At 52.0% G+C, this 25543-nt stretch carries 22 protein-coding genes, 1 other RNA gene and 1 pseudogene; 12 read left to right on the top strand and 12 right to left on the bottom strand.

Features of this window, described 5'->3' with window-relative positions; translation table 11 throughout:
* Nucleotides 1–91 precede the first annotated feature (91 nt).
* Entirely contained in the window at nt 92–1294 is a 1203-nt protein-coding gene (locus tag JNC80_RS13945) for a PQQ-dependent sugar dehydrogenase (RefSeq protein ID WP_376710641.1), read from the top strand.
* A gap of 47 nt (nt 1295–1341) precedes the next feature.
* Here JNC80_RS13945 and JNC80_RS13940 read toward each other — a convergent pair whose 3' ends face one another.
* From JNC80_RS13940 to tkt, 3 genes are all read right to left on the bottom strand, one after another.
* Nucleotides 1342–2535: a phosphoglycerate kinase gene (locus JNC80_RS13940; protein WP_221720732.1), complete on the bottom strand. Its 1194-nt coding sequence runs from the start codon at nt 2533–2535 to the stop codon at nt 1342–1344.
* Nucleotides 2536–2620: 85 nt separating this feature from the next.
* Nucleotides 2621–3628 (bottom strand): type I glyceraldehyde-3-phosphate dehydrogenase, encoded by a 1008-nt coding sequence (gene gap / locus JNC80_RS13935; RefSeq protein ID WP_075657293.1) that lies wholly within the window; start codon nt 3626–3628, stop codon nt 2621–2623.
* 96 nt (nt 3629–3724) lie between these two features.
* Entirely contained in the window at nt 3725–5710 is a 1986-nt protein-coding gene (gene tkt / locus JNC80_RS13930; RefSeq protein WP_376710640.1) for a transketolase, read from the bottom strand.
* Nucleotides 5711–6126: 416 nt separating this feature from the next.
* Between tkt and JNC80_RS13925 the strand changes: the two genes are divergently transcribed.
* The 6 genes from JNC80_RS13925 (at nt 6127) to JNC80_RS13900 (ending at nt 9901) form a co-directional block, all read left to right on the top strand.
* The gene (locus JNC80_RS13925; protein WP_028233611.1) at nt 6127–6399 is read left to right on the top strand and encodes a DUF4164 domain-containing protein; all 273 of its coding nucleotides are present in this window, start codon (nt 6127–6129) and stop codon (nt 6397–6399) included.
* 85 nt (nt 6400–6484) lie between these two features.
* Nucleotides 6485–6850, top strand: coding sequence for a cell division protein ZapA (locus tag JNC80_RS13920; RefSeq protein ID WP_376710639.1), 366 nt, complete (start codon nt 6485–6487; stop codon nt 6848–6850).
* A gap of 100 nt (nt 6851–6950) precedes the next feature.
* Nucleotides 6951–7109, top strand: a non-coding RNA gene (gene ssrS, locus JNC80_RS13915) — 6S RNA.
* Between the two features lie 186 nt (nt 7110–7295).
* Complete coding sequence (locus JNC80_RS13910) at nt 7296–7892, top strand: 5-formyltetrahydrofolate cyclo-ligase (RefSeq protein ID WP_376710638.1); 597 nt, start codon at nt 7296–7298, stop codon at nt 7890–7892.
* 48 nt (nt 7893–7940) lie between these two features.
* Complete coding sequence (locus tag JNC80_RS13905; protein ID WP_075657296.1) at nt 7941–8765, top strand: TIGR00282 family metallophosphoesterase; 825 nt, start codon at nt 7941–7943, stop codon at nt 8763–8765.
* A gap of 389 nt (nt 8766–9154) precedes the next feature.
* A complete protein-coding gene (locus tag JNC80_RS13900) occupies nt 9155–9901 on the top strand; it encodes a TerC family protein (RefSeq protein ID WP_376710637.1) in 747 nt (248 codons plus the stop codon).
* Nucleotides 9902–9983: 82 nt separating this feature from the next.
* Here JNC80_RS13900 and JNC80_RS13895 read toward each other — a convergent pair whose 3' ends face one another.
* The gene (locus JNC80_RS13895) at nt 9984–10559 is read right to left on the bottom strand and encodes a biotin transporter BioY (RefSeq protein ID WP_225685269.1); all 576 of its coding nucleotides are present in this window, start codon (nt 10557–10559) and stop codon (nt 9984–9986) included.
* A gap of 341 nt (nt 10560–10900) precedes the next feature.
* Complete coding sequence (locus JNC80_RS13890; RefSeq protein WP_075657299.1) at nt 10901–11587, bottom strand: GntR family transcriptional regulator; 687 nt, start codon at nt 11585–11587, stop codon at nt 10901–10903.
* 385 nt (nt 11588–11972) lie between these two features.
* Here JNC80_RS13890 and JNC80_RS13885 point away from each other — a divergent pair, with 385 nt between their 5' ends.
* Nucleotides 11973–12719: a YebC/PmpR family DNA-binding transcriptional regulator gene (locus JNC80_RS13885; RefSeq protein WP_022710828.1), complete on the top strand. Its 747-nt coding sequence runs from the start codon at nt 11973–11975 to the stop codon at nt 12717–12719.
* Between the two features lie 318 nt (nt 12720–13037).
* Nucleotides 13038–13823 (top strand): glutamate racemase, encoded by a 786-nt coding sequence (locus JNC80_RS13880; protein WP_376710636.1) that lies wholly within the window; start codon nt 13038–13040, stop codon nt 13821–13823.
* A 128-nt stretch (nt 13824–13951) separates the two neighbouring features.
* Here the strand turns inward: JNC80_RS13880 and rpmE are convergent, their stop codons facing one another.
* The gene (gene rpmE / locus JNC80_RS13875; protein ID WP_075657301.1) at nt 13952–14173 is read right to left on the bottom strand and encodes a 50S ribosomal protein L31; all 222 of its coding nucleotides are present in this window, start codon (nt 14171–14173) and stop codon (nt 13952–13954) included.
* A 21-nt stretch (nt 14174–14194) separates the two neighbouring features.
* Between rpmE and JNC80_RS13870 the strand changes: the two are divergent.
* Nucleotides 14195–16162 (top strand): annotated as a pseudogene (locus tag JNC80_RS13870) (ABC transporter transmembrane domain-containing protein).
* A 95-nt stretch (nt 16163–16257) separates the two neighbouring features.
* Here the strand turns inward: JNC80_RS13870 and JNC80_RS13865 are convergent.
* The 6 genes from JNC80_RS13865 to JNC80_RS13840 form a co-directional block, all read right to left on the bottom strand.
* Nucleotides 16258–17286 carry a peptidoglycan -binding protein gene (locus JNC80_RS13865; protein WP_116089049.1) on the bottom strand — a complete coding sequence of 343 codons (1029 nt, stop codon included), beginning with the start codon at nt 17284–17286 and terminating at the stop codon, nt 16258–16260.
* A gap of 10 nt (nt 17287–17296) precedes the next feature.
* Nucleotides 17297–18307 (bottom strand): MotA/TolQ/ExbB proton channel family protein, encoded by a 1011-nt coding sequence (locus JNC80_RS13860; RefSeq protein ID WP_075657304.1) that lies wholly within the window; start codon nt 18305–18307, stop codon nt 17297–17299.
* 336 nt (nt 18308–18643) lie between these two features.
* Nucleotides 18644–19435: an inositol monophosphatase family protein gene (locus JNC80_RS13855; RefSeq protein WP_376710635.1), complete on the bottom strand. Its 792-nt coding sequence runs from the start codon at nt 19433–19435 to the stop codon at nt 18644–18646.
* 445 nt (nt 19436–19880) lie between these two features.
* On the bottom strand, nt 19881–20441 hold the full coding sequence (gene efp, locus JNC80_RS13850) for an elongation factor P (RefSeq protein WP_022710520.1): 561 nt from the start codon (nt 20439–20441) through the stop codon (nt 19881–19883).
* A gap of 335 nt (nt 20442–20776) precedes the next feature.
* Nucleotides 20777–21946, bottom strand: a complete 1170-nt coding sequence (locus tag JNC80_RS13845; protein ID WP_376710634.1) for a tetratricopeptide repeat protein — start codon at nt 21944–21946, stop codon at nt 20777–20779.
* A 12-nt stretch (nt 21947–21958) separates the two neighbouring features.
* Complete coding sequence (locus tag JNC80_RS13840; protein WP_220160312.1) at nt 21959–22624, bottom strand: thiamine phosphate synthase; 666 nt, start codon at nt 22622–22624, stop codon at nt 21959–21961.
* A 394-nt stretch (nt 22625–23018) separates the two neighbouring features.
* On the opposite strand from JNC80_RS13840, the gene JNC80_RS13835 reads away from it, so the two are divergent.
* A complete protein-coding gene (locus tag JNC80_RS13835; protein ID WP_370637687.1) occupies nt 23019–24239 on the top strand; it encodes an OpgC family protein in 1221 nt (406 codons plus the stop codon).
* A gap of 620 nt (nt 24240–24859) precedes the next feature.
* Nucleotides 24860–25366: a protease adaptor protein RcdA gene (gene rcdA / locus JNC80_RS13830; RefSeq protein ID WP_306401563.1), complete on the top strand. Its 507-nt coding sequence runs from the start codon at nt 24860–24862 to the stop codon at nt 25364–25366.
* Nucleotides 25367–25543: the final 177 nt, after the last annotated feature.

Genomic DNA, 25543 nt, shown 5'->3' with positions numbered 1-25543 from the left:
CGGATAAGTTTATCTGCACAACAGACTTGTCAACAGCCGCCGGATTGCGTTTGATACAGCCAGTCATAATCAACCGGTCAAGGGGGAGAGCGTGCTGAACGGACGCGTCAAGATTACAGGTCTGAAACATGCAGGCATTCGTTATTTTCTGGCCTCTGCAATAGCAGCCAGCCTGTTCAGTCCGCCGGTTTTTGCATCCCAATCTGTTAATGCCGGTGGCCGCGCAGCGGTTGCTGAAAATCCGTTTAAAGTGCAGGAAATTGCCGAATTTAATACGCCGTGGGCGATTGCTTTTTTACCGGATCAGCGTCTGCTGGTAACGGAAAAAGCCGGACATATTTTTCTGACGGATCGGGCCGGTAAAAAGACCGAAGTCAGCAATGTGCCTGCCGTGTCTTTTGAAGGACAGAACGGCCTGCTGGATATTGCTGTTTCACCGGATTTTGCCTCTGACCGGCTGGTCTATTTCACCTATGCCGAACCGGAACGCAGCGGGAAAGATATTGTCAGCTCGCTGGTGCTGGCACGGGCAAAATTGAGCGAAAAGGATGGCAAAGCTTCGCTCGATGATCTGACTGTGATGTGGCGGCAGCTGCCGAAAAGCAAATGGGGGCAACCGGGCGGCATTATCGCTTTTTCACCGGACGGAAAATATCTGTATTTAAGCTCCGGTGACCGGATGAATCCGAAAACCGCGCAAGATCCGAAACTGGCTCTGGGCAAAGTACTGCGTTTTAACCGCGACGGTTCTGTGCCGCAGGATAATCCGCGTGCCGATCTGGCAGGGCAGGATGAGGATAATGCACGGGCGCTGACATGGACAACCGGCCATCGCAATCCTTACGGACTGGCTTTTGCTCCCGATGGCAAATTATGGCTGCATGAAATGGGCCCCAAAGGCGGGGATGAGCTGAACCTGATTAAACAGGGCTTGAATTACGGCTGGCCGGTGGTGTCGAATGGCACGCAATATAGTGGTGAGTCGATCCCGCACCATGAGACAAGGCCGGAATTTGAACCGCCGGTTGTTTATTGGACACCGGTGATTGCCCCTGCAGGGCTCGCTTTTTATGAAGGCGCATTGTTCAAAAACTGGAAAGGCTCGGCGCTGATCGGCGGCCTTGCTTCCATGGCTTTGATACGGGTTGAGTTTAAAGAGGATGGCAGTGCCGATGAAGCGGAGCGCTATGATATGGAAAACCGTATCCGCGATGTGGCGATTGCCAAAGACGGTTCCGTCTATGTGATCGAAGATGATATTCCGGGGCGGTTACTACGCCTGACACCGAAATGATCAGATATTAAAAAAAGCCCGCTGAAACTCAGCGGGCTTTTTTGATTTTAGTGCTTTTTCAGCACGTCTACACCCGGAAGCGGTTTGCCTTCCATCCATTCAAGGAAAGCGCCGCCTGCGGTAGAGACATAGGAGAAATCATCGCTGACTTTGGCGTGGTTCAGCGCTGCAACAGTATCACCGCCACCGGCAACGGAAACCAGCTTGCCCTGTTTCGTGCGTTCTGCTGCATGTTTGGCTGCGGATACGGTTGCCGCATCAAAAGGATGCAGTTCAAAAGCACCGAGCGGGCCGTTCCAGACCAGAGTGGAAGCATCGCTGATTGCCGCATTGATACGGTCAACCGAGAGCGGGCCCACATCCAGCATCATGCCGTCATGCGGGATTGCATCCACACCATAATTCTGGTGCGGGGCATCCGCTGCAAAGTGCCATGCAACCACAGCATCAACCGGCAGAATAATCGCGCAATTGGCGCTATCCGCTTTTGCCATGATCGCACGGGCTGTATCGGCCAGATCATGTTCGCAGAGCGATTTACCGACATTGTGGCCTTGTGCTGCAAGGAAAGTATTGGCCATACCGCCGCCGATCACCAGAGCATCAACCTTTTCAACAAGGTTGGAGAGCAGGTCAATCTTGGTGGAAACTTTGGCGCCGCCGACAATCGCGATCACCGGACGGGCTGGCTGGCCGAGACCTTTTTCCAGTGCTGTCAGTTCGGCTTCCATGGTCAGACCGGCAAAAGCAGGCAGAACATGCGCCAGACCTTCGGTCGAGGCATGGGCGCGGTGCGCAGCCGAGAAAGCATCATTGACATAGATATCGCCATTGGCAGCGAGCGCCTTGACGAAATCGGCATCGTTCTTTTCTTCGCCTTTGTGAAAACGGGTGTTTTCAAGGAGCAGAACATCGCCGTCTTTCATGGCGTTAACGGCTGCAGCGGCTGCATCACCGATGCAATCTTTGGCGAAAGCAACATGGTGTTTAACCGCATGTGCCAAAGCAGGCACGATCTGTTCCAGCGAGAATTCAGCCTTCACTTCGCCTTTCGGGCGACCGAAATGCGCAAGCAGAATGACTTTGGCGCCACGTTCACGCAAAGCATTGATGGTCGGAATGATACGGTCGATACGGGTGGTATCCGAGACTTTGCCGTCCTGCATAGGTACGTTCAGGTCAACGCGGACAAGCACGCGTTTTGAAGCAACATCTGCGTCTTTAAGAGTGCGGAAATTCATAAGAGGTCTCCGGTTTTTGCGGAATAAAAAAGCCGCGCGTCCAGTGAGGTCACGCGGCTTCGGCATATTTGGTCCGAGCAGATGCTTAGATCAGCTTGCCAAGCGCAACCGCAGTATCGCTCATGCGGTTTGAGAAGCCCCATTCATTGTCGTACCAGGTCAGGATACGCACCATGGTGCCGTCCATCACTTTGGTCTGATCCATGTGGAAAACGGATGAATGCGGGTTGTGGTTGAAGTCGATGGAAACCAGCGGCTCATCAGTAAAGCCGAGAATGCCTTTGAGGCGGCCATTGGCAGCTTCGCGGATTGCATTGTTGATTTCTTCAACAGTTGTGGAGCGCTTTGCTTCAAATGTCAGGTCAACAACGGAAACATTCGGGGTTGGTACGCGGATTGCAACGCCGTCGAGCTTGCCTTTGAGTTCCGGCAGAACCAGACCAACAGCTTTAGCCGCACCGGTTGAAGTCGGGATCATCGACAGGGCAGCAGCGCGGGCACGATACAGATCCTTATGCATGGTATCCAGCGTCGGCTGGTCACCGGTATAGGAGTGGATCGTGGTCATGAAGCCTTTTTCAATGCCGATTGCATCATTGAGAACCTGAGCCACCGGTGCAAGGCAGTTGGTGGTGCAGGAAGCGTTGGAAATGACCAGATGATCTTTGCTTAGCTTGTCATGGTTGACACCGTAAACAACTGTCAGGTCAGCATTGTCCGCAGGTGCGGAAACGATAACGCGCTTGGCACCGGCTTCCAGATGAGCAGCGGCTTTATCGCGGGTTGCGAAAATACCGGTGCATTCCAGAGCAATGTCCACGCCTTCAGCCGCCCATGGCAGTTCAGCAGGATTGCGCACAGCGTGAACTTTCATCGCGCCGCGGCCAACATTAATGGTGTCGCCTTTGACAGTCACTTCTGCCGGAAAACGGCCGTGAACGCTGTCATAGCGCAGCAGATGCGCATTGGTTTCAACCGGACCCAGATCGTTGATTGCTACAACTTCGATATCGGTACGACCCGATTCGATGATGGCGCGCAGGACGTTACGGCCGATACGACCAAAACCGTTAATAGCGACGCGAACTGCCATATTATGACTCCCGAAACTGTTCGATGTTTTTCAGTCTGCTTTTGCAGGCTGAGAGAGAAAAAGGAGTAATCAGGTCACCTGATTACTCCTGATAAATTAACCCAGCTTGGCTTCTGCTGCGGCAACCACAGCTTCTGCAGTGATGCCGAAATGCTTGTAGAGATCATTGATCGGGCCGGAAGCGCCGAAGCCCTTCATACCGATGAATGTGCCGTTTTCGCCGATGAAGCGTTCCCAGCCCATGGAAATTGCTGCTTCAACCGCAATACGTACCGGCGCATTGCCGATCAGTGCTTTCTGATAGGCTGCTGTCTGGTTTTCAAACAGCTCAAAGCAAGGAACGGAGACTACGCGGGTCGGAATACCTTTGGCTTCCAGCTGTGTGCGGGCATTGAGCGCGATTTCAACTTCGGAACCGGTGGCGAAGATGGTGACTTTTGCATCATCCGATGCAGTGGCTAGCTCATAAGCACCATAGGCGCAGAGATTGTCATCATCGTGCTGGGTGCGCACTGTGGGTAAGTTCTGACGGGTCAGAGCCAGTGTCGACGGTGTTTTGGTCGAATTCAGTGCAATCTGCCAGCATTCTGCAGTTTCAACCGCATCAGCCGGACGGAATACGAAATGGTTCGGAATAGCGCGCAATGCAGCCAGATGTTCAACCGGCTGGTGTGTCGGGCCGTCTTCACCAAGACCGATGGAATCATGGGTCATGACATAAGCAACGCGGATGCCCATCAGTGAGGACAGACGCATGGCCGGACGCGCATAGTCGGAGAAGCAGAGGAAGGTGCCGGAATAAGGAATAACACCGCCATGCAGCGCCATACCGTTCATTGCAGCGGACATACCGAGCTCACGGATACCGTAATGGACGAAACGGCCATGGTAATTATCCGGTGTAATCGGCTTGGTCTGCGAGGTCAGCGTGTTGTTGGAACCGGTGAGGTCAGCGGAGCCGCCGATGGTTTCCGGTACAACGCCGTTGATAACTTCCAGAGCCATTTCCGAAGATTTACGGGTGGCAACCTTCGGCTTATCTTCCGAGAGCTTTTTCTTATAATCGATGATCGCCTGATCGAAGGCGCTTGGCAGATCGCCGCGCATACGGCGTTCAAATTCTGCACGAACCGATGCGTCAGCGGCAGCAAAGCGCTTTTCCCATTCGATACGCTTCTTCGCGGAGTTCAGACCGGCCAGACGCCATGCATCAAGCACATCCTGCGGGACAACAAACGGCTCATATTCCCAGCCGAGTGCCTTACGGGTGGCCGCAATTTCTTCTGCGCCGAGCGGCGAACCGTGAACCTTGCTGGTGCCTGCTTTGTGCGGCGAACCAAAACCGATGGTGGTTTTACAGGCGATCATGGTTGGTTTGTCAGAAGCTTTGGCGAATTCAATAGCCTTGGCAATTGCATCCTGATCGTGACCGTCAACTTTCAGCGTGTTCCAGCCAGAAGCTTCAAAGCGGGCGCACTGATTGGTGGAATCGGACAGGGAGATCGGACCGTCGATGGAGATGTTATTGTCATCCCAGAGAACGATCAGACGGTTCAGCTTGAGGTGGCCGGCCAGCGAAATCGCTTCCTGGCTGATACCTTCCATCAGGCAGCCGTCACCAACCAGAACATAAGTGTTGTGGTTGACAAGTGCATCACCGAATTCTGCGTTCAGAATACGTTCTGCCAGTGCCATGCCAACGCCGTTGGCAATACCCTGACCGAGCGGACCGGTTGTGGTTTCAATACCGGCAGCATGGCCGAATTCCGGATGGCCTGCGGTACGGTGACCGAGCTGACGGAAATTTTTGATTTCGTCGAGCGTGATGTCTTCATAGCCGGTCAGATACATCAGGGAGTAAAGCAGCATCGAACCGTGGCCTGCGGACAGGACAAAACGGTCACGGTCAGGCCATGTGGTGTTCTGCGGATCATGGGACATGAAACGGGTGTAAAGTGTGGTCGCAATGTCAGCTGCGCCCATCGGCAGGCCCGGATGGCCCGAATTGGCTTTTTCTACTGCGTCCACAGACAGGAAGCGGATTGCGTTGGCCATCTGGTTCTGTTTATCGGAATTACTCATGGTTTCGGCTGTCTTTCCTGTGGTGCCTGCAGAATGTGTAAAGAGCTGTTAGCCTCAGACATCGGCAGATTTGTGAGCATTAGGACATAACTTGCAGTAAAAAGATAAAAAGAGCTCTGCTGCAAGGGTTGGCGACACATAACATTTGCATGAAGAGAGTCAACAAAGCGCTGGCATTCTGCACGTATAACAGGGGATTTCAGGCCTGCATGCGACACAGTGTGCGCGCTTAAAACGGTTGAAGTTACAACAGCGCTTGTCAAACCCCGTTGTAAATATGGTGTATGAGTTAACGCCTTTGTGTGACATTTGTTGCTTCACAGCATTGTGCTTATTAAAGTGATGGCAAATCTGCCGCTTCCGGCATGACGATTCGGCCTTATTTTGAAAAGCCGTTATCGGCAAAGGGAAAGAATATGGCTTCAGAAATTACGCTCAGACAGGCGATTGAACAACTGGAAAAAGCAATGACAACTCTTGAGCAGGCTGTTGAATTACGGCTTGAAAAAGAGGGGGACTTTGTGGAGGCGGAAGAAGAAGTACAGCGCATGAATGCTGACCGCTCCAAACTGGCACAGGAACTTGATTTGTCTGAGGCTCGTGCCGAGCGGCTGGAGACAGCCAATCGTGAAGTTTCGCGGCGGCTGGTAACGGCTATGGAAACAATCCGCACGGTTCTCGATCGTTGAGACTCTTGCCGGACAAAATTTAGCAGCTATTTATGTTCTATAGCTTGCACGGCAAAATAATAAAAAACGGCAGAACGGAGGTCCCATGGCTACAGTAACAGTGACAATCGATGGCAAAGCCTATCGTATGGCCTGTGACGAGGGTCAGGAAGAGCATCTCTCCGGTCTGGCTGACCGTTTTGACCAATATGTCATGCATCTCAAAGGCTCTTTCGGTGAAATCGGCGATCTACGCCTGACCGTTATGGCCGGTATCATGGTGATGGACGAACTGTCCGAATTGCAAAAACGCTTGCAGGGGCTGGAGAATGAAGCGGAAACGCTGCGTCGCTCCCGTGATGATGCTTTGTCCCGTGCCGATAAAAGCGACAGCGCTTTGACACAGGCAGTGGCACGTGCTGCCCATCAGATTGAAGGTCTGGCTAAAAAAATTGCACCACGCGGCACTTGATCGGGCAGTTCTGATTTATTGTGATGAGTTGAATAAAAAAATCTGTATCCGTGAGAATGCCCTCTGGTGCAGGGGCATTAGAATCCCTATAATAAATACAGGCGTACTGCTCTTCACGACAGAAGGTTTAACATCCCCGGGGCCTTATTGATCTCTAAGGGAACTGTCCCTGAGGAGGCTCGAGGGCTTCTTCATATGGTGCCCACCTACGTTGTAGGTTCCCGGGATCAATCGCTTCATCGGTCGCTGTGGTTCGCCGCTCTTTCCTTTTTCATATTTGCCTTTTTTCGCGTCTTTCTGTTTTAATCGGAAAGAGGCGTTTAGAGCATAATTCCTTAAACTTGGATCAGTTTAAGGTGAAATTATGCTCTAATTTTAAAGTATTAGAGCGAGTTTTGTGTGCAAGTATGGCACACGGCGCTCTAGGTGTGTGAAGTGAAGGAAAATGAGCATGGCGGATGGTGATCTGAAAATGCAGAAGGCCGATTTGCGAAAATCCGTTCTGCAGGCGCGCAATGCTCTCCCTGAAATTTTCCGTAACACTGCTTCTGAGACCATTGTTCAGAACTTTCTGAACGATATTACTCTGCCTGAGAAGGCCTGTGTCTCCGGTTTCTGGCCGATCCGCTCGGAAATTGATCCGCGACCATTAATGCGGGTGCTTGAAGCGCGTGGCATGACACTTTGTGTTCCGGCGATTTTGGATAAGCAGACTATTGAATTCCGTACCTTGTCATTTGGCGATACGCTGGTTGAGACGGGCTTTGGTACAATGGGGCCACCGGCCGATGCGCCGGTTGTTGATCCCGATATTATGCTGATTCCGCTGGCGGCATTTGACCGTGCAGGCAACCGGATCGGCTATGGTGCGGGCTATTATGACCGTGCAATTGCAGCTTTACACCATAAAAATAAGCATCCGCTGCTGATAGGTGTTGCGTTTGATGCCCAACGGGTAGATCACATAGCCCATGAGCCGCATGATGTGGCATTGAATTATATTCTGACTGAAACCGGACTTATTGCGGCATCGCCAGTGTGATATTTGCGTGATATTTGCGGAAAATCCAAAAGCAGGTTTGAAGGATCTATGCGTTTTCTTTTCTTGGGTGATATGGTTGGCCGCTCCGGTCGCACAGCAGTTTTTGAAAAATTACCGGGTCTGATTTCTGATCTGAAACTGGATTTTGTCGTTGTAAACGGTGAAAATGCTGCCGGTGGTTTCGGAGTGACGGAAGAAATCTTCCATGAGACCATCCGTGCCGGTGCCGATGTCATGACTACCGGCAACCATGTCTGGGATCAGCGCGAGGCTCTGGATTTCTCCCGCCGCGAAGATCGCTTTTTGCGCCCTGCGAATTTTCCGAAAGGCACTGCCGGTAAAGGTTCCGGTCTCTATATTGCTAAGAACGGTGCGCGCGTGCTGGTCGCCAATATTATGGGGCGCGTTTTCATGCATCCTGATCTGGATGATCCGTTTAAGGCCGGTGAGGAAATTCTCGGAGCCTGCCCGCTTGGTGAACAGGCAGATGCGGTGATTTTTGATTTCCACGCGGAAGCCACCAGTGAAAAGCAATGTTTCGGCCATTTTGTCGATGGCCGCGCCAGTCTGGTTGTGGGAACGCATACCCATGTACCGACAGCTGACTGCCAGATTCTGACCAATGGTACGGCCTATATGTCTGATGCCGGTATGTGCGGTGATTATGATTCATCGCTGGGTATGGACAAAGAAGAGCCGCTCAACCGTTTTCTCTCCAAAGTGCCGAAGGGGCGCTTTGAGGCTGCCAGCGGCCCTGCAACTATCAGCGGTATCGGGGTTGAAATCTCAGATCGTACAGGTCTGGCAGAAAAGGCGGCGCCATTGCGCATCGGACCGCGGCTTGAAGAAACCATTCCGTCTTTCTGGCGCTGAAGTATCATTTTACTGAATAAAATTATAAGACCCGCATATTTTACGGATATGCGGGTTTTTTGTTTGGCTGAACATGCGAAATATTTCACGCGGAAATAAAATGTTGGGCTTCTGTTTTATTGAAAAACAGGCATTCTTTTCCCATGTGCCTGTCTCGTGATTTCATGAGATTGTAAAATATCTGTGCGTGTTCAAGTCTTTATTGCCTGTATAGGCGGTTTATAACCGGAACATGGACTGAGTTTTGAACTGTTTTGTCATAAGTAAAATGACGCAGCTCACCTGTCTCTTTGGCTTTGCGCACTATCTGATGCAAAGCCGCATGGTATTTGCCGGATATGCTTACATTACAGATCTATCAATAATTCTTCGACGCAAAGGGCGCCTGAATGGAATTTTTCGCTGAGTATTTTGGTTTTTTGAACAGCCCTGCGGGATGGGCTGCCTTGGTCACATTGCTGGTCATGGAAATTGTTCTCGGCATTGATAATCTGATCTTTATCTCGATCCTCACCAATAAGCTGCCGCTGCATCAGCAGGCAAAAGCCCGAAAAATCGGTATTGGTGCTGCGCTGATCCTGCGTCTCGGACTGCTTTTCACAATTTCCATTATCGTACAGATGAAGGATCCGGTGATTGAACTGTTCGGTAATCAGTTCTCATGGCGCGATATTATTCTGATTGCCGGTGGTCTGTTCCTTGTCTGGAAAGCGACCAAGGAAATTCATCACACGGTTGATCCTCATGACGGTGTCAAAGCCGGTGCAGGTAAAGTTGTGACATTGAGCATGGGTGCTGCAATTACACAGATCCTGTTGCTTGATCTGGTCTTCTCGGTCGACAGTATCATCACAGCGGTCGGTATGACCGATGAGATCGTGATCATGGTGATTGCTGTTGTCGGTGCTGTAACAGTGATGCTGCTTGCTGCTGACCCGCTGTCGCACTTTATCGGTAAGAACCCGACAATCGTTATGCTGGCGTTGGGCTTCCTGCTGATGATCGGTATGACCCTGATTGCCGATGGCTTCGGTTATCATGTGCCGAAAGGCTATATCTATGCTGCGATGGGCTTCTCGGCGCTGGTCGAAATCCTCAATATGCTGGCACGTCGCCGCAATAAACCCGCTGAGTAAATCAGTATAAAATCCGCATATGAAAAAGCCCCGTTGCAGTGATCTGCAACGGGGCTTTTATTTTGCCGAAGCTCAAAAGCGATTAAGCGTCTTTACGGAAAGAAGCTTTCAGGATCGAAGCGCCGAGAGCGGATTTGATCAGTGCGCCGATCAGGAATGGTGTAACACCAACCAGTACAGCTTTTTCAACACCGACTGACAGGCTCAGCCATGCTGCGCCGAGAACCAGAGCCAGAATATTGGCGGTCAGGAAAGCAGCGAAAGCTTTTGGCAGGCTGCTGCCGTTCCAGCCGCGTTCGGCCAGATAGCCGGTGAGGGCTGCGATAACAGGGAATGCAAACAGGTAACCGGCTGTCGGGCCTGCGAAAGCGGCCAGAGTGCCGTTGCCACCGGCAAGAACAGGCATGCCCATTGCTGCTTCACCAAGCCATGCAAGCACGGTGAGTGCGCCAAGACGCCAGCCATAAAGTGCGCCGATCAGCGGAACAACCAGTGTCTGCAGGGTGATTGGCACCGGCAGCATAGGCACTGTGATCTGGGAGGTCAGTGCGAGAATCATGGTGCCGGAAATGACGGCAAATAATTTCATGGCCGCGCTGCGATTGTCGAGATTGAGCGGGCTGAAAGCCGGTTTGCGAACTGCATGTGCGAGAGACATGAAAAGCTCCTTATAGCATGGTGTGTATTCAAATGATCTTATTTGACGGGCACGATCATGCAATAAACAAAAACTGAGAGCGGGTGCAGCGGGTAAAATGATATGCGACACACTCTGGTGAAATTATAGATAGTTTGCAATGTGCATCTATCGTAAAAATCATTAGGTCAATTTGCACGACTTGGCCAGACAGAATTGTCGTAAAATTGTTTATAGGCGGGTCGTAAACAGAGCGGATTGCAGCTATCCGGGCAAGGGCAGGTTTTAAAACTGCCCGCATCTGCTCTGAGACTTATGAATTGATATATTTTATAGATAATTTATGCGGAATTGGTTTTATTTTAACCGACAATCGCAAAGGCATCGCGCACTTTGCCTGACGGGCTGGTTACCGGCTTGCGGCCAATCCACTGCACATGGCGGGTGAGAATATTGGCAGCCTGCTCCACATCGCCGTCCCGCAGGGCTGCAAGAATAGCCAGATGGTCGTGATCGGTGCGGGCTTCCCATTCTGCGCGCCATGAGACGAACAGAAAGCGTGCGCTGGCATCATGCAGATCATCAATCGTTGCCAGCAGACGCGGCATGGCGCAAGGCGTAATCAGCAGACGGTGAAACTTGCGGTTGGCCGCTTCCCATGAACGCACATCACTGGAATTATCACCGGCATGGGTGGCTTCTTCCGCCTCATCCAGAATGGCACGGGTCAGATGCGGCGCAGCATGGCGCAGTGCCAGCACTTCCAGTGCGGCGCGCATTTCCGCAACTTCGCGGATTTCTGCAAGCGAGAAAGAGGCAACACGCACACCACGGCGCGGCTCGGACACTGCAAGCCCCTGTGCTTCAAGACGACGAAAAGCTTCGCGTACAGGCACATGGCTGGTGCCGAATTCATCGGCAATATGATCCTGACGCAGTTTTGCCCCCGGTTCCAGTTCACCGGCGATGATACGCTGCGACAGAATCTTGCTGATCTGTGCGGCTATCGTGTCGTTTTTCTGTCGCGGTGCGGCTGGCTGTTCGGTCACGTCAATCTATATCCGGTGTAACGGGCAGTTTCAGAGCTTGCCCGTGGATAGAGCATTCTGGGATTCAAATAAAGGTACGGGCAAATAAAGGTTTGAGAATGAGTATAATGCCAGAGATGCGGCATAATATATTCACGTTATTGATAAGGCGCATATCAGAGCGTGTCCAGTTGCAGGGCCCGGAACCGGTGTAAAAAACTATCATCTGCAATGAAAAGACGATATTATCGCAGCCTGCAAAGAAGTGCGGTGTGGTGTGGCTGGACGTGGCGCACCATTTTCCTTATAAAGCGCACATTCCGCAGGGATGAATGCGGATGCCTCGCTCTTGCTGCGCCGCATATTCAATCCCGTGCCCAAATTTTAGAACCTGAACAGGGGTGCTATGGCCGGCCATTCACAGTTTAAAAATATTATGCACCGCAAAGGCAGACAGGATGCCATGCGGTCGAAAATGTTCTCCAAGCTTGCACGCGAAATTACCGTTGCAGCCAAGCAGGGTCTGCCTGATCCGTCGATGAATGCGCGTCTGCGTCTGGCAATTCAGAACGCTAAAGCGCAGTCCATGCCAAAGGACAATATCGAACGCGCGATCAAAAAAGCTGCCGGTGCCGATTCCGAGAACTATGATGAAGTACGCTACGAAGGCTACGGCCCGGGTGGTGTGGCCGTTATCGTTGAGGCGCTGACAGACAACCGCAACCGTACCGCATCGAATGTGCGCGCTGCTTTCACCAAATCCGGCGGTGCGCTGGGTGAAACCGGCTCCGTGGGCTTCATGTTCTCCCGCGTTGGCGAGATCGTCTATAAGCCTACTGCCGGCGATGCTGACACCGTTATGGAAGCAGGGATTGAGGCCGGTGCTGAAGACGTGCAGTCTGATGAAGAAGGCCACGTCATTATCTGTGCTTTTGAAGATCTCGGCGAAGTTTCCAAGGCGCTGGAAGCAGCACTTGGCGAAGCTGAATCCATCAAGGCAGTGTGGAAGCCGCAGACTTCGGCTCCGGTTGATGAAGAAAAGGCACAGTCCGTTCTGCGTCTGATTTCGACACTGGAAGACGATGATGATGTGCAGAACGTTTACGCCAATTTTGAAGTCAGCGAAGAAGTGCTGGCCAAGCTGAGCGTATAATTTAGCCTCCTTATTCAATATTAAAACCTCCGGCAGCTGATGTTGCCGGAGGTTTTTCTTTTTGTGCCATATAATCGTCCTGTTGACCTTGGCAGGTAAAATCGGGACACTAAATTGATAGAGCATATCTGAGGCGGGCCGGAGCATTTCACAGCCAAGTTGAATAACTTGGCACTCTTGATTTTATCAGGTTGAATAGTTTGATGGCAATGAAATGCGACGACTCTAAGAATCGGGAGCGATTGCTGTGATTCAATCGGGGCGTAATGGCTCTCGAAGCGGACACCGTTCCGCAATACGGAAACGGGAGAATGATCTATGCACAGACCGATTGCTGTTTTTGATGCAGGTATCGGCAGCTATGCTGTCGTTGCGGAAATCCGTAACCGCTTGCCGCATCAGGATATTATTTATTTTGCTGACCGTGCCAGTTTTCCCTATGGCGGCAAAAGCCGCGCGGAACTGATTCAGGTGATGCGCCGCACGATTGATTATCTCTCAAGCTTCAATCCTTGTGCGATTGTGATCGCTTCCAATGCGCCGTCGATCATGGTGCTGGAGGAACTCAGTCAGGATATTCATCTGCCGCTTTTCGGTGTCTATCCGCCTTTGCGGGAGGCATGGGGCTTATCCCATAGCGGACAAATCGGGATCATGGGCGTTCAGTCGCTGGTGGAAAGTCCGATGATCGGTGAATTTGTGGCTGAACACAGCGCCTATAGTGATCGTGTGGCGCTGATTAATGCCTCGCCGATGGTGGAGCTGGTAGAATCAGGTGCGTTCCTGTTTGCACCGGAGAAAACACAGGCAGCCGTTGATGCATTTCTGGCGCAGGTTTTTGCCAAATATCCGGAGATTGATGTGCTGACCCTTTCCAGTACACATCTGCCATGGTTGCGCCGGTTTTTTGAAAATGCCCGTCCGCAGTGCCATTTTCTCGATCCTGCCAAGGATATGGTTTCAAGGATCGGGCAGGGCACAAAAGGGCAGGGGAAAAACCGCGCATTGGTGACGGAAGATGAGCGCTATGATCTGGCGACATTCCGCAAGATGCTCAGCGCGATTGGCGTGGATATTCCGCTGGAACCGGTGCGGCCCTATTAAAACCTGCTGCATTTCCAGCAAAAGTGGGAACCGGTTTTGCGTGAGGCAAATGCACAAAACAAAGAGACAGGTCATAAAAAAAAGCTCCGCATTGCGGAGCTTTTTTATTCTCATCAAGAAATCGGGAATTAGATACCCAGATTGCCGAAGCGGTTCTTGAACTTGGTAACGCGGCCACCGCGATCCATCAGCTGCTGGTTGCCGCCGGTCCATGCCGGATGGCTCAAAGGATCGATATCGAGGTTCATCGTATCGCCTTCTTTACCCCAGGTGGAGCGTGTTGAATATTCGGTACCATCAGTCATAACAACTTTGATGGTGTGGTAATCCGGATGAATGTCTGCTTTCATAGTCAGCTTCCTGAAAGGTTTATGGCATTTAGCCACGCCCCGGCCATCACCGGAACTGCGGCAGATACGCCCACTTGTCTCATTGAAGCTGCAGACAATACGGCTACGGCTTCCAAAAGGGTTGGGGAGCCTATACATCAGGCAGCAGCTAATAACAAGGGCGCAATATAGCAAGCAAGCAGAATGACAGCGACGAATTTACAAAACAAAGCGGTTTCTGAGGCCGAGAGCGGTAAAAAGCCACGCCGGTCCTTAAAGCCGCTGGCGCGAATCTTTCCTTACGTCCGTCAATATCCCCGCTCTGTTGCCGGTGCGCTGGTTGCATTGGTCACTGCTGCAATGGCGACTTTGGTTCTGCCGGTGGCCGTGCGCAGCCTGCTGGATAACGGGTTGATATCGGCCTCCAGCAGTCTGGTTGATACGTCTTTTGCTGCTCTAATGGTTCTGGCTGCGGTGCTGGCTGTGGCCTCTGCTGCACGCTATTATTTCGTGATTACGCTGGGTGAGCGCATCGTTGCTGACCTGCGGCGCGATGTTTTTGCCCATGTTACGCGCCTTTCGCCTGCTTTTTTTGATGAAGTGCAGTCGGGAGAGATCGTTTCCCGTCTGACAGCCGATACAACACAGGTGAAATCCGCTGTCGGTGCTACGGCTTCTATCGCCTTGCGTAATCTGATTCTGGTGATCGGTGCGGTGGTGATGATGGTGGTCACCAGTCCTAAATTATCGGCACTGGTACTGGCTGCTATTCCGCTCATCGTTTTGCCGCTGGTGGCCTTTGGCCGCTCTGTCCGCCGTCGTTCGCGCCGTGCACAAGATGAGCTGGCGCTGGCGACTGCCTATGCGGGAGAAAAAATTGCCGCAGTGCGCACTGTACAGGCTTTTACCCATGAAGCACCGGCGATTGCACATTATACCGGTGCGGTTGATCATGCTTATGATGCGGCACAGCAATCGATTCTCTCCCGCTCGATCCTGACTGCTTTTGCAATCTTCATCATCTTCGCCAGCGTTGTGGCTGTGCTTTGGTTCGGCTCGCATGATGTGATGAACGGCCGGATGTCTGCCGGCACATTGGGGCAGTTTCTGATCTATGCAGTGGTGGCGGCAGGTTCACTCGGTGCTTTGTCGGAAGTTTGGGCGGAGCTGGCACAGGCTGCCGGTGCGGCGGAGCGGCTGGTGGAATTGCTGAATGAAGAATCAGCTGTTGCTTCACCGGCGCAACCGGTCAGACTTATCCGTGCTGAAGGCAGCGTTGAATTTTCCCATGTGGAATTTGCTTATCCGACAAGACCGGATGCACAAGCCCTTCACGATGTGAGCTTTGTGATTGAACCGGGCAAGACTGTTGCGATCGTCGGTGCCTCCGGTGCCGGTAAATCGACACTGATCGCCTTGCTGCTGCGTTATTATGATCCGTTTCAGGGCAAAATCCTGCTGGATGGTAAGGATCTGCGGCAATTGTCGCTGGATGATCTGCGCGGTAATATTGCGCTTGTGCCGCAGGATGTGACGATTTTTGCTGCCAGTATTCGTGAGAATATTGCTTTCGGACGGCCGGATGCCAGTGATGCGGAAATTGAAGCTGCAGCAAAGGCTGCGCAGGCGCATGAATTTATCATGGCGCTTGAAGGTGGCTATGATGCACCGGTCGGTGAGCGTGGTGTAATGCTCTCCGGTGGTCAGCGTCAGCGTATTGCCATTGCCCGCGCTTTGCTGCGGGATGCGCCGGTGCTGCTGCTCGATGAAGCGACTTCGGCACTGGATGCGCAGAGTGAAATGCTGGTGCAGAAAGCGCTGGAACATCTGATGCAGGGACGCACGACACTGGTTATTGCGCACCGTTTGGCGACCGTGCTGAAAGCGGATCATATTTTGGTTATGGATCAGGGGCGCATTGTTGAGCAGGGCACCCATACAAGTCTGAGCCAGTCCGGCGGGATTTATGCCCGTTTAGCCAGCCTGCAATTTCAGCAGGCGGTAAACTAACAAAGTCTGCAGTTTCAGCAGGCGGTAAATTAACAAAGCCTGCAGTTCGAGCAGACAACCAACTAAAAAAGCCCGCGGTAATCGCGGGCTTTTTATTATCTCTCAGTCAGTTTCAGCTCGATACGCCGGTTGCGGCTGCGGGCATCGGAGCTGTCATCCGCTTCCAGTGGCTGATATTCGCCAAAACCTGCGGCTACCAGCCGGTTCGCCGGTACACCATTGGCAATCAGGAATTTGACCACCGCCGTTGCGCGGGCTGAGGAGAGCTCCCAATTGTCGCGATAACGGCCTGTGCCGGAGAGCGGCACATTATCCGTATGCCCGTCCACACGCAGCACCCAGTTGATATCGTCCGGTATCTCCTTGTTAAGCTCTACCACTGCATCGGCCAGTTTTTTCATTTCGATCAGGCCTTGCGGATTGATATCTGCTGAGCCGGTCGGGAACAGCACCTCCGACTGGAAGACGAAACGATCCCCGACGATGCGGATATTTTCACGATCGGAGAGAATCTCACGCAACCGTCCGAAGAAGTCCGAGCGGTAACGGTTTAGCTCCTGCACACGCTGGGCAAGTGCCACATTCAGCCTTTTGCCGAGATCTGCAATCTTGGTATTGGATTCGCGGTCACGGGCCTCGGATGCATTGAGTGCGTCTTCCAGTGCACCGATCTGGCGGCGCAGGGCTGCAATCTGCTGATTAAGCAATTCAACTTGCGACAATGCACGGGCGCTGACCTGTTTTTCAGCATCCAGTGTAGCAGATAATTCACCGGCACGTTGTTCTGCAGCTGCACCGGAGCCACCGGAAGCGAGCAGACTCTGCAGGCGGGATTTTTCATTTTCCGCAGCGGTAAGTGATGCCTGAAGACCGGCCAGAGTATCTTCCAGATCCTGCCCCTTGCCGCGCTCCAGCGACAAAAGCTCGGTCAGTTCGCTGATCTGGCTGTTGAGCCGGTTCAGTACAGAATCCTTGTTATTGACCTCTTGTGAGAGCAGAAACTGCATCAGCACAAAGACAGACAGCAGGAACATGATCGCCAGCAGCAATGTGGACAGCGCGTCCACAAAGCCCGGCCAATAATCAACATGGCGCTCACTGCGACGGTTACGGGATAAGGCCATCGGTTCCGCCTTATTGTTCGCGCTTGGTAGCGGAGAGGATGGTGTTCAGTTTTTCGACAGCCTGACGCAGAGCTTTCTGCTCTTCGGCCTGCCGTTCAACCCAGTCACTCATGCTCTGCTGGTCATGGCGCATGGTTTTCACCAATGCCTGCACACCGTCTGCCAGATTAGCCAGAGCAGCGGTTGTGCGCTGGCTGGTGCCATTGCCGTCCTGCATTGTTTGCAGGCGGTCGGAGAACAGGCGGATTTCTTCCAGTGTTGTATTGCCGTTTTCCGCATCAACGCGCAGGTCGGAATTCAGATCGGTGACCGAGGACAGCCAGTTTTCCAGTTCCGTATAGAAACGGTTCTGGGCACGGCCGGATTGCAGATCGAGAAAGCCGAGAATCAGCGAGCCTGACAGACCGAACAGGGAGGACGAGAAAGCCGTGCCCATGCCGCTGAGCGGTGCCTGCAATCCGCTCTTGAGCGAATCCAGCACAGTGCCGGTATCATTGGATTTCGGGTCAAGCGACTGAATGGTTTGACCAATGGAGCCGATAGTTTCCAGCAAACCCCAGAATGTACCGAGCAGGCCGAGAAACACCAGCAACCCGATCAGATAGCGGGAAATATCGCGGCTTTCATCCAGACGGGTGGCAATGGAATCAAGGATCGAGCGCATGGATGTGGCGGATAGTGCCATAGACTGGCGGCGGCCGATCATTGCCCGCATTGGTGCCAGCAGCACCGGATCCGTCGCGCCGTCATCACCGTTGCGGAAGGAATTGACCCAGCGGATTTCCGGCACAAGGCGCAGAACCTGAATGAAAGCCAGTATGATGCCAACCAGCAATACACCGAGAATCAAGCCGTTGAGGCCGGGATTGGTGACGAAGAAAGTCTGGATCTGCCGTACCAGTACCAGAGCCAGAAAAGCGACAAGAGCGAGGAATATAATCATAATCATCATGACCTGCCGCGGGCTGGAAAGCCGGTTCGGGTCGTATTCTGTTCCCATGCTGATATCCCGCTGCGCCATAATATTCTCTCGCCTGAGCCTGATGTGTTTTGCTTCAGATGCTGTTCTGCATTGTCTGAAACCGCTTTGTGATACAGGACGCTACTGCAAAACTTTCAAAACTGAAACTTTTATTCCTGTCATATTTCCGACTGTGGCAAGCTATAGCATGTCGCGGAAAAGTGGACACCGGTTTTCCGATAACGACATGCGTAAAAATAAAGCGATAGAACGAGCGCTATGATCCAATCTGGACGTAAACCGCTCCAGAGCGGTGAAAACGGGAGCGGGATATAAAAAAATCCCCCGCGCATCAGAGATGAACGGGGGATTGGTGATTTCAGCCTGATCGTTTTATCAGACCGGCTTTTTGATTGTCCGCAGCAGCTGGCTGTGAATGAGCTCATTACCGGCTACGATGTTTTTCTGCTCATACATGTCCTGCTGGCCGTTTTTGTCGGAGATAAAGCCACCGGCTTCACGTACCATCAGAATACCGGCTGCCATATCCCAAGGGGACAGCGGCTCATCCCAGTAGCCGTCAACGCGACCGGCAGCGACATAAGCGAGTTCCAGAGAAGCGGCGCCAAACGCACGCATCCCGGCGGCTTCGCCCATAACATTGCGCAGTTCGATGAGGTAGTGACCATGCTTGCCGCGACCCAGATGCGGCATACCATGGGTAATCACAGCATCGGAAAGCTTGGAGCGGGCTGCAACGCGCAGGCGACGGTCGTTGAGGAATGCACCGCCACCACGCTCAGAGGTGTAAAGTTCGTCGGTTGCCGGATTGTAGATCACACCGGCAACAACCTGTCCCTGACGCTCAAGAGCGATGGAAACGGCAAAGGTCGGAATACCGTGCAGGAAGTTGGTGGTGCCGTCGAGAGGATCAACGATCCAGCGGTGCTGGCTGTCAGCACCTTCAACCGCGCCGCGTTCTTCCATCAGAAAGCTATAATCAGGACGCGCACGGCGCAGTTCGCTGAAAATAATATCTTCGGCTTTTTTATCGGCCTGACTTACATAATCGCCCGGGCCTTTGAGCGAGACCTGCAGATTCTGTACTTCACCAAAATCACGCGCCAGTGAGCGTCCGGCCTTGATTGCGGCCTGAACCATAACGTTGAGAATTGCTGAGCGCGCCATATTTTTCGTCCTGTCAGTGCATAAGTCCGGTGCTGGCTGAAGTCTGCATCGCCGGCCGGTACAATTTATGCGTTCGTGTCAAAGAGAAAACCGCTAAGCCTCACCAAAGACGAGGGGCAGTTTTCATGTGTGGAAACCGGCTGGCACAGACGTTAAATGTGAGCAGCGTCTGTTCGCCGGATAATCTTTTATATGCATAAAGATCATGCATAAATAATATCTGAGCTAAAAGCGAGAGACTGTTTAGAGCATAGTCCGGCACGGCCGGATCAGATCGACGCAGCCCAATAATATGAGCACGCGCACATTCTCCGAAAAGTGCTTTCGTTTTCTGGATCTATTCACAAATGTCAATGTGCTTAACAGCTTTTTCATCCGCAAAGCATGCCTTGCGGATGAAACAATATTTAAATCCTGAAGAGTACAGGTGGTATTCTGAGCCGGATCAGGCGCGGGATACGTAGGTCAGTTCGTTGGTGTCAACGATAACGCGTTCGCCGGATTCAATGAAAGGCGGCACGAGAATACGGATGCCGTTTTCCAGAATTGCAGGCTTGTAGGAAGAAGCCGCTGTCTGGCCTTTAACAACCGGATCAGCTTCGGTGATTGCCAGTGTAACCTGATCCGGCAGACGAATGCCGATCGGGCGTTCTTCGTGCATTTCAACAGTGACCATCATGCCGTCCTGCAGGAATGCAGCGCGTTCACCAACAAAGTCTTTGTTCAGTTCGAGCTGTTCGTAGCTTTCGGTATCCATGAAAATCAGAGCTTCACCCTGTTCATAGAGGAAAGAGAAGTCTTTCTGCTCAAGACGGATGCGTTCAACAGTTTCAGCGGAACGGAAACGCTCATTCAGCTTGGTGCCGTCGATAAGGTTTTTCAGTTCAACCTGATTATAGGCGCCGCCTTTACCTGGTTTGACCGCGTTGCATTTAACTGCTGCCCACAGGCCGCCATTGTGCTCAATGACATTGCCGGGACGGATTTCGTTACCGTTGATCTTCATATTCGTTCAATCCGGAATTAGTGTGAAATTTTCTCTGATTTACCCTTTGAAATTCTGCGTCGCTTCGCGCAAAACCGGTGGCGGTTTGGCAAAAAATGCCGCAGGCGGTATCAGAGGGCTCTCAAGCCATATCAATCGGGGTTTTCAAGACCATAAATCTGCAATTTTAGCAAGTCTGATACGATGCTTTGCCGGACTTCGGGCTGCACTAGAGCATAATTTCTTAAACTTGAATCAGTTTCAGCGAAAATTATGCTCTCATTTAAAGTGTTAGAGCGCTGTGCGCCTGATCGGGCGCACAGCGCTCTATGTTAGTAAAAATGCAATTTTACCGGTCAGCGCAGATTGTTTGCACGGGCGATGGCCTGCTGAATTTCTTCATCTGTCAGACCGTCCATGAAAGAATCGAGGTCTTTGGCATTGAGTTTTGAGCGCCGCGCCAGAATATACCATGCCGCAGCCTCAACCGAATTACCGTCTGTGCCGATACCGTCACGATAAAGCCGTGCCACACGCGCCATGGCTGCAATATTGCCGCCCCGCGCTGCTGTCAGCATCCAGCGGAAACCGGCATCATAATTGCGCTCACCGCCGCGCCCTTCGACCAGCCATGTGCCCAGATCAAGCTGCGCCGTGTCATAATTTTTACGGGCAGCACGTAATAAATATTCCCGCGCCTGCGCATCATCGCGTTTGATTGTTGCGGTGCCATTGGCAAGCAGCTGACTGACAGCATATTCACCATCGGCCAGTCCGGCATCTGCCGCTTTTTGGAACCACGGTGCGGCTTCATCCAGCCCTTTGGCTCCGGGACGGCGCATCATCAGCATTTGCGCATAATTGAATTGTGCCATGGCATTGCCTGCCTCGGCCGCTTTTTGCATCAGCTCTTCAGCTTTTTTCGCGTCCTTGGTGACATAGATGCCCTGAAGCAGCATGGCAGCGTAGCGGAACTGGGCTTCATGTTCGCCCTTTTCTGCGGCTAAGCCATACCAGTGCGCTGCTTGTTTCTGATCGGATTTGACGCCAAGGCCACGGGCATAGATTTCCGCCACCAGCGTTTGCGCCGCCGGATCACCGGCTTTGGCGCGCTCCATACCAAGATTGAAGGCTGTCAGATAAAGACCGCGCTGAAATGCACCAAAGGCCGGATCGGCAATTTTGTCTCCGAACCGGTTCTCGTTAAAAGCGGGCATAGCATCGGTTGTTGCCGGTTGCTGAAGCATGTCAGACTTTTCAGTCTGATTTTTCGACCATGATCCGGCAAGTTCCGGAATAGTGAAGCCGGTTGAAACTGCCGGTACATCCATAGATGCACCGGTCGGATCTGCCGGTTTATCCGTCTCTGTTTTGTCCGCTTTGGACTTGTCAGCTTCAGGCACTGTTTTCTCAGGCGCCGGTTTTGCGGCCTCTGCAGCCATGACAGTGGTTGCCGGCATAACCGTCGCTGCGGCAACCAACCAGAAAGCACAGGTGCTGTTGAACAAAACGGATTTTTTCAGCATGGTCTAACTCTGTTACTCTTCAGTCTCAGCCGCGCTCATCTCATCGAGCTGGCGGTTTGCATCGGCAATAACCTGTGCCGGATCTTCTGCGGAAAACACAGCCGTACCCAATGCGATAAATTCTGCATGTGTGGCAAAACAAGCCGCGAGATCATCCAGTTTTGCACCAGCCTGCAAAATAGCCGGAATCTCGACCATTGCCGCCCACCATTCAGCCAGTGAAAGATTGCGCGGATGGGCTTCCGGTTTGGTATCGGCACCGATTTTGCCGAAGAACATATAATCCGGCTGCAATTCACCGACTTCCAGCGCTGTGTGGCGTTCTTTTACATTGCCGGTGCCGACGATCATTTTCGGCGTATAGCGCTCAACAGCATCTGCAATATCAGCCAGAGAGCCTTCAATATGCACGCCGTCTGCGCCGACACGACCGGCAGTGCGGGTGTCGTTCAGAATAATGGCTGCGGCGCCTGCTGCCTGAATTTTGCCAACGGCCAATGTTGCAAAAGCCTGAAAGGATGCCTCGTCGGTTTTCCCGTTGTCGAGAATGACGCTGGCAATGTCGCCTGCAGTCAGGGCTTTATCCAGCGTGGCAAGCAGCGTATCTGCCGTATGCTCTTCCGAAGAAGGAGAAGGGACAACCAGCACCAGACGCGGACGGTTTGCAGGAAATTTCATCAGATAAAGCCTCGTTGAGCGGGCGCCAATAGCCCATAAAAATGGCAAAGTTCGGGAATTGCACAGTGTAAAATATGCAATATACCGGTCATTATCTTCTGTTTAGAGCATATTTGCCAAAAAATAACGCGGTTTTTAAAGACAGATAGAAAAACATCGGAGCACTGTCCTTTTTCCCCGAATTTCCCTTCGATCTTGATGCTAACAACTTATTGTCATTGCCGTTTTGTTTAGTTCTGGAAAATAATGTGATGGGGGTAAGCAGTAGCTTAGCCGCTTTCGTGTCCCATTTGAGTCGTATTGTTGTATGCAGACAAAAACTGTCTGCAGGACATGTTTTCGCTTCTTGAGAGATGAAAACATTCAGGCAAGTCAGGCAAAAGGCAGGCTGGCAATGACAATACATAATGCAGGACAGATGGTGAAAATGCGCGATACGCGTCTTGATGTTTTCAGGGCGCTGGCATTGCTGACGATTTTCATCAACCATGTTCCGGGCACAATTTATGAGAAATTCACGCATCGCGAATTCGGTTTTTCCGATTCTGCGGAAGCTTTTGTGCTGATTTCCGGTCTGGCTGTTGCGCTTGCCTATAGTTCCAAATTTGTTGAAGGCAATCGCCTGCTGCTGTCATTGAAAATGGCACGCCGGTCGATGACGCTTTATATGGCGCAGATGATGACAACGCTCATCACACTGGCGATTTTCGGTTTTACGGCCATTTATATGAAACGGCCGGAAATGCTGGAAATGATCAATATCAAAACTGTGATGGAACAGCCTGCACAGGCTTTTGTCGGTCTGGCCACGCTTGGCCACCAGCTCGGCTATAATAATATTCTGTCGCTCTATCTGGTGCTGATGCTATTTGCGCCGGTCATGCTTTATCTGTCGCGGATCAGCATTTCGCTGATGCTGACAATTTCCGGTTCGATCTGGTTCCTGTCCGGCTATTATCATATTGCGCCGGTGAATTATCCGACACAGGGCGTGTGGTTCCTCAATCCGCTGTCGTGGCAGTTTCTGTTCGCCATCGGTATTGGTGCGATGACCTATGTGAAGCAGGGCGGCCGCTTTGATCAGAACCGTCCGCTGATGATTGCGGCGATCGGTTATCTGGTTTTCTCCTTATTGTGGCTGCGTGTCCCGCATCCGAACTGGGATATTTCCTTTGGCCTGCCTGCGGTGCTGACCGGTTTTGACAAGACCTATCTCTCGGCAACCCGTTTGTTGCATGTGCTGGCGCTTGCCTATGTGATTGCCGGTATTCCTGCGCTGTCGGAAAAAGCCCGTCTTGATATGAACCATCCGCTGGCCTTGCTGGGTAAACATTCGCTGCCGGTTTTCGTGGCCGGTACTATTCTGGCGATGGTTGGTCAGGCGCTGCGCCATGTTTATCCGGTGAGCCTGTCCTTTGACACCTTGCTGATTGCGGGCGGTATTATGGCTCAGTTTGCGCTGGTCTATTATCTGGAATGGCTGCCGCGCATCGGCTGGAAAGGCAAAGCAGTTTCGAAAAGCCCTGTGCCGGAAATCGCAAGATCCGCACGGGTGGCAGAAAGCCGGAAGCCAGCTCCTATAGCTGTGAAGCCGCGTTCGGTTCCTGTGTCTTGAAAGTGATAGAAACCGCATTAACCAAATATTAAAGTTAACAAAAGAATATAAGACTATCCGGTTTTGCCGGATTCTTACCGAGTGGACTTGGTCCCTCTGTATGACGCCTCCCTGTTAAACTTCTGAGAGCCGCTTTTGCGGCTCTTTTTTTATTTCCGGACCTGCTTTGTTTATCCGCAGTTGAGAGCCGCTTTGTGGATAAAGCACTTCTGCGAAAATCTGCCGACTGGTGTTGCTATTACCTGAAAATACGGGCGATTCTGCTTAACTATCTGAGCAGGCTGACTTTATTCGTCTGGATAGCATTATTTTCTCTGGCAAGCACAAAATCACAATTCATCTTTCTTTAACCATATTATTGCGCGAGCGTGTATGAGCGTGCATTTTGCTTGGATAGGCCATAGCCAAACGGTTTTTTACAATCACGCTTTGTGATGCAAACGAGTGAAGTGCAGCCTGATTATAGGGGATTCGCCTGTTTGACCGGTTATAAACCGGAGAAAATACGGTGCCTTACGTGGTCGGAATGCTTGTCAAAAATTACAACTGCGTTTCAGTGAGTTGCAGTTGCCAGTGAGCAGAACAAGATGATGGAACAGACACATCGCAGCGAAAACAGAGTGCCGGATAATATGATCCGTCTGTCGGAGCGTATGGTGTTTTCAGACAGTTTCAAACCGCTTTACAGTGAAGGTATGGCGCTGGTGGAAGAAGCCGCCGCTTATCTTGACGGTGAGGGGAAAGACGCTGCGCGTTCCCTGTCTCACAAGGCTGCAACACTTTATGCCGCTGAATCCATGCGTCTGACCTCGCGTCTGATGCATATTGCCTCCTGGCTTTTGCTGCTGCGTGCCAGCCGTTCCGGCGATATGCCGCGCGAAATGGTGGCAAAAGAGAAGGCAAAGGTCAGTCTGGAAACTCATTCTGCCGGTGAAAATACCGCAGGCTGGAAAGAACTGCCGCAGGCTTTCCGCGATATGATTGCGCATTCGCTGCATCTTCAGGACCGCGTGCGTTGCATGGATGGTGACAGCTATCACCAGCCGATCCGTGAACTGGTTGAGTGCAAAGGTAATCCGGTTTCGGATCAGATCATTCTGCTGCGTACAGCATTTGGCAGCAATTGATCTGCCTAAGCATGTCGCGGAAAAGTGGGTGCCGGTTTTCCGATAGCGACATGCGTTAAGACAAAAAGACAGAGCGAACGCAGTGGATATAATTAAACGCGACACGCTCTGGTTTCATTTAATTGTCGCATGTTCGCGAACGCTAAATGAATCCATTTGAGCCGGACGTGCTTTAGC

It is taken from the genome of Pseudochrobactrum lubricantis (assembly GCF_041929865.1).
In the GTDB taxonomy this organism is placed as follows: domain Bacteria; phylum Pseudomonadota; class Alphaproteobacteria; order Rhizobiales; family Rhizobiaceae; genus Pseudochrobactrum; species Pseudochrobactrum saccharolyticum.
This window is presented reverse-complemented; position numbering and strand designations above follow the sequence as displayed.

Bases quoted from the DNA above. Each gene is read 5' to 3' on its own strand.
- JNC80_RS13940 (WP_221720732.1), bottom strand. From the start codon at position 2,535: ATGAATTTCCGCACTCTTAAAGACGCAGATGTTGCTTCAAAACGCGTG.
- gap (WP_075657293.1), bottom strand. From the start codon at position 3,628: ATGGCAGTTCGCGTCGCTATTAACGGTTTTGGTCGTATCGGCCGTAAC.
- tkt (WP_376710640.1), bottom strand. From the start codon at position 5,710: ATGAGTAATTCCGATAAACAGAACCAGATGGCCAACGCAATCCGCTTC.
- JNC80_RS13925 (WP_028233611.1), top strand. From the start codon at position 6,127: ATGGCTTCAGAAATTACGCTCAGACAGGCGATTGAACAACTGGAAAAA.
- JNC80_RS13920 (WP_376710639.1), top strand. From the start codon at position 6,485: ATGGCTACAGTAACAGTGACAATCGATGGCAAAGCCTATCGTATGGCC.
- JNC80_RS13910 (WP_376710638.1), top strand. From the start codon at position 7,296: ATGAGCATGGCGGATGGTGATCTGAAAATGCAGAAGGCCGATTTGCGA.
- JNC80_RS13905 (WP_075657296.1), top strand. From the start codon at position 7,941: ATGCGTTTTCTTTTCTTGGGTGATATGGTTGGCCGCTCCGGTCGCACA.
- JNC80_RS13900 (WP_376710637.1), top strand. From the start codon at position 9,155: ATGGAATTTTTCGCTGAGTATTTTGGTTTTTTGAACAGCCCTGCGGGA.
- JNC80_RS13895 (WP_225685269.1), bottom strand. From the start codon at position 10,559: ATGTCTCTCGCACATGCAGTTCGCAAACCGGCTTTCAGCCCGCTCAAT.
- JNC80_RS13885 (WP_022710828.1), top strand. From the start codon at position 11,973: ATGGCCGGCCATTCACAGTTTAAAAATATTATGCACCGCAAAGGCAGA.
- JNC80_RS13880 (WP_376710636.1), top strand. From the start codon at position 13,038: ATGCACAGACCGATTGCTGTTTTTGATGCAGGTATCGGCAGCTATGCT.
- rpmE (WP_075657301.1), bottom strand. From the start codon at position 14,173: ATGAAAGCAGACATTCATCCGGATTACCACACCATCAAAGTTGTTATG.
- JNC80_RS13865 (WP_116089049.1), bottom strand. From the start codon at position 17,286: ATGGCCTTATCCCGTAACCGTCGCAGTGAGCGCCATGTTGATTATTGG.
- JNC80_RS13860 (WP_075657304.1), bottom strand. From the start codon at position 18,307: ATGGCGCAGCGGGATATCAGCATGGGAACAGAATACGACCCGAACCGG.
- JNC80_RS13855 (WP_376710635.1), bottom strand. From the start codon at position 19,435: ATGGCGCGCTCAGCAATTCTCAACGTTATGGTTCAGGCCGCAATCAAG.
- efp (WP_022710520.1), bottom strand. From the start codon at position 20,441: ATGAAGATCAACGGTAACGAAATCCGTCCCGGCAATGTCATTGAGCAC.
- JNC80_RS13845 (WP_376710634.1), bottom strand. From the start codon at position 21,946: ATGCTGAAAAAATCCGTTTTGTTCAACAGCACCTGTGCTTTCTGGTTG.
- JNC80_RS13840 (WP_220160312.1), bottom strand. From the start codon at position 22,624: ATGAAATTTCCTGCAAACCGTCCGCGTCTGGTGCTGGTTGTCCCTTCT.
- JNC80_RS13835 (WP_370637687.1), top strand. From the start codon at position 23,019: ATGACAATACATAATGCAGGACAGATGGTGAAAATGCGCGATACGCGT.